Origin of the sequence: Mesorhizobium sp. M0018 (assembly GCF_040323955.1) — a bacterium.
GTDB lineage: Bacteria > Pseudomonadota > Alphaproteobacteria > Rhizobiales > Rhizobiaceae > Mesorhizobium.
In genome coordinates this window covers 1-1,374 of sequence record NZ_JAMYVL010000075.1, presented here as the reverse complement: position 1 = coordinate 1,374, position 1,374 = coordinate 1, and the positions used below count along the sequence as shown (strand labels likewise).

Sequence of the window (1,374 nt, the reverse complement as noted above, 5' to 3'; positions counted from 1 at the left end):
GCGTCACGGTCTCTGGCGCACTGCGCAGCGCCTACAAGCTGACCTACGACCAGGCGCCGTTCTCCAACGCCTCGCGCCTGACCGCCGTCACCCGCTACGGCACCGATGCGGCCATCGCTGCCGACGGCACCATCACCGGCGGCACCGCAAAGCCGCTCGGCCAGATGACTTACCAGAATACCGATGGCGTCTATACGACCGTTAATAGCGTGCTCTCCGCGCTCTTGGTGCCAGGAGCACCCAACGAGACCGGCGATCTGGATTTTGACGGCCGTGACGAAATCTTTGGCGACCGGGTCTGGCAACAAACGTCGGGAACACAGCAAAATCCTGGTGCCATCACCTACAATAGAACGAAATACACGTACAAATTCAATTCGAGTGGCGCGCTCATCAACACGACATCGGTACCCCTCAACGCGGCAGAGGACGGTCTATATTCTTCCAAGCCCGGTAGGCTCTTGCCCAACAAAAGCACGATGGACTTTGCCGATACGGTCACGGCGACTTCTCAGTCGAATGGCGGCCAGTCGGTGACGGGAACACGAGGCGCGATTGTCCTCACCGACACCCAGCTGGCGTTGACCAATGCCAATTGCAAAACGTTCCTCGGCGCCCCGTCGCCGCCGGCCGGCTACGAGGCCGCATGTGATGCGCTCTCGGATGGCTCATATATTGTCGCTGACGCGGACGGCGATGGCCTCGACGTGGTCAACAAAAGTAGTGGTACTCTATTAAATCCGAGCCTAGGCGTCGGCGACTTCCTCGGCAGTGGCCATCAGCTGCCGATATACATATCGGGAAGCAATCTACAAAAGGGCGTGTTTTCGGTCGACAAATGGCAGCCGGGCGGGACGTCGTTCGAGATCACTTGCCCGGCGGTGCAATTTTCTGGCTCCGGCACTTGCGTGCTGGCCGATGTCAATGGCGATGGGGCGACAGACATTGTCAACTACGGCCAAGGTGGCAGCGTCCGGATATCCCTGTCGACCGGGATCGGTTTCAAGGGCTACGTCAAGCACGACGCGGATGGCGATGTTGGAATCCTGCGCGACTTCGACAATGACGGCCGCATGGACCTCATCACGCTGAGCAACAGCGATCTCAAAACCCAGCCCTACAGCACCGGCACGGTCAAAATTTACTTCCTGCAGCCGTCCTCGACGGACTTCACCCCGGTTCGGTTTTACCTTCCGGTGGCAATGACTGCCGGATCGCCGGTCGGCGATTTCAACGGCGACGGCCTGCCGGATTTTACCGACTACCACGACCACATGTTCATCTCGGCCCCCGGCGCTGGCAACCCGAACCTGCTTCGCAGTGTCGTGACGGAACTCGGCGGGACGGTTGCGGTGGAGTATGCGCCGTCATCGA

At 59.9% G+C, this 1,374-nt stretch carries 1 protein-coding gene; it reads left to right on the top strand.

From position 1 onward, the window contains the following. The coding region (locus NKJ81_RS32490) for an FG-GAP repeat domain-containing protein (protein WP_352542978.1) at positions 1-1,374 on the top strand (1,374 nt) is incomplete at both ends.